Raw genomic sequence first — 2,034 nt, forward strand, 5'->3', positions numbered from 1 at the left:
AACTCCTCATAAGTGTTCATTTCATCTCCTTCAAGAGCTTCAAACCACTTCAAAGCCAGACCGTCTAATCTTGACTTGACAATGATAAGAAGCAAATTGTCCTACAGAACCATTTTGAATGTGGTCATGGTGAAATTGAACCAGCCTATGCGATGAACCTGCGGTCACATACTTGGAAAGGCATGTACGATGACATCATAAAGATTTTGAGAACGTGGGACGTGTGTACAAGATATTCTTCAGGAACCAGAAGGTTAAAGAAAATGAGAATTCTTTTGAATTCACCGTTCGATAAGGTAGGCATTGATATCGTGGGCTTACTTCCGCGATCATACGATGGCAATCGATATATCGTAATTGCAACCGACCATATCTCACGATGGAGTAAAGCGAAGGCTCTAAAAAGTAAATCAGCTAAGCTGGTGGCAAAATTCTTGGTATCCCATATATTTATGCAGCATGGACCACCTAAGGAACTGTTATCAGACCAGGGGTGTGAGTTTTTGAACAAGTCAGTTAAAACCGTTTGCGAGATACTGAACACAAAAAAGTCATTTACTTCGAGCTATAACCCGAAATGTAATGGAGCGGCTGAGAGAGTAAACCAAACGTTGATTGGTAAGTTGGCTAGATTGGCAGATGAACGCTGGAGCGAATGGGACGAGTTTCTACCGTACGCTTTATACGCATACCGAATTTCACCTAGGAAGGCAACTGGTAATTCACCCTTTGAACTTCTCTATGGAAGGAAGGAAAATCCTCTTGCATGTCGGGATAGGGAACCACCTATCGTGGAGGAAAATGAACTGTTACTGGAAAGGCTGCGTGACGCTAGAAGTTTTCTTTTAGAGGAGGAGAGATCCTTGAGGAGAGCCGAAATTAATAAAACGGGACTGGGACATCCAACTGACGATATGGAGGTGGGACAATTTGTTAGGAGGAGGAAAATTCAGACTGAGAGACTACACAAGCTCGATGGCAAATTTGACGGGATATTCAAGATTATTTCAAAAGGGGACAAGGGTAGTTATACAATCCGAGACCTGGAAGGTCGAAAATTTAATGTTAACCGTAAGGATATTTTGCTGATTGAGGAGTCAGATCCAGCAGAGTGGATCTCTTCAAAGAAGGGGGGTATGTTAGGCGAGGAAACATCGCTAACATTAAGACTCCCAGCTACGCCTGGTAAGGGATTCTAGAGGCATCTGGTTGTCTTAGCAGTTAACATTGGTTTACGGCCACTACTTTCTAATTGTTTTTGACAGCTGATTGAAAGGGAATTAATATATTCTGACAGCTGATTGAAAGGGAATTAATATATTCTGACAGTTACAAAAGGGGGTTAATTAATGTCATCTGTCATTAATTTAACAAAGACTTAAATACGCGTCTTCGGCACACCCCATTATGCAAGATAAGCTTAGGAAGAACAATAAAACTGTTTACTCAACCCCTTCTTCTACACAAGCGAGCGGAAGCTCACTTGACAATGGCGACGGCGCTGCGACGATACCAGACCACAGGGAAATGGACGGAGTTTTAAGTAAATTGAGGAATCTATTGATCTCGGACAGATGGATAGAATTTGGAGGGATGAAGACAGAGAATGCTGAGAAGTTTCTAAACCAATTCTTGGAAGTTGAAGATACCTGGACATCGACAAAACTTTTAAAGATGGTGAGGAGTAAACTGAAGGCAAGGGCTCAATTATGGTTTGATGCCCACTACGGTGAGGCAATTCAGACATATGAGGATTTTAAATGCTTATTTAGGAGAAGATACGCGAAGGAGTTGGATGAACCTAAACATAAGTTGATGTTTTGGAAATATCTCTTGGAGGGACCAAGATACAAAGATATTATCTCCTATATGTGTAAACTGAGAATACATGCAGAAAAAAGTGAGGAACGATTTGAAAGTGCTAAAGATAAATTGCTGGAAATTTTTCAGGACGGGAAATATAGGGAATATCTCGCCCTAGTTGAAGACTGGAGAGAATTGTTAGAAGTCTGCGAGGAAAATGAAGTGAATATG

The 2,034-nt window shown here is 41.2% G+C and carries 2 protein-coding genes; both read left to right on the plus strand.

Translation table 11 applies throughout. The features are described 5' to 3' along the window. Positions 1 to 263 precede the first annotated feature (263 nt). Positions 264 to 1,199, plus strand: coding sequence for an integrase catalytic domain-containing protein (locus ACRC28_RS10050; protein ID WP_438543317.1), 936 nt, complete (start codon positions 264 to 266; stop codon positions 1,197 to 1,199). A gap of 208 nt (positions 1,200 to 1,407) precedes the next feature. Then, the coding region (locus ACRC28_RS10055; protein ID WP_438543316.1) for a hypothetical protein at positions 1,408 to 2,034 on the plus strand (627 nt) is incomplete at its 3' end.

Source organism: Clostridium sp. (genome assembly GCF_051650885.1).
Lineage (GTDB): Bacteria > Bacillota > Clostridia > Clostridiales > Clostridiaceae > Clostridium.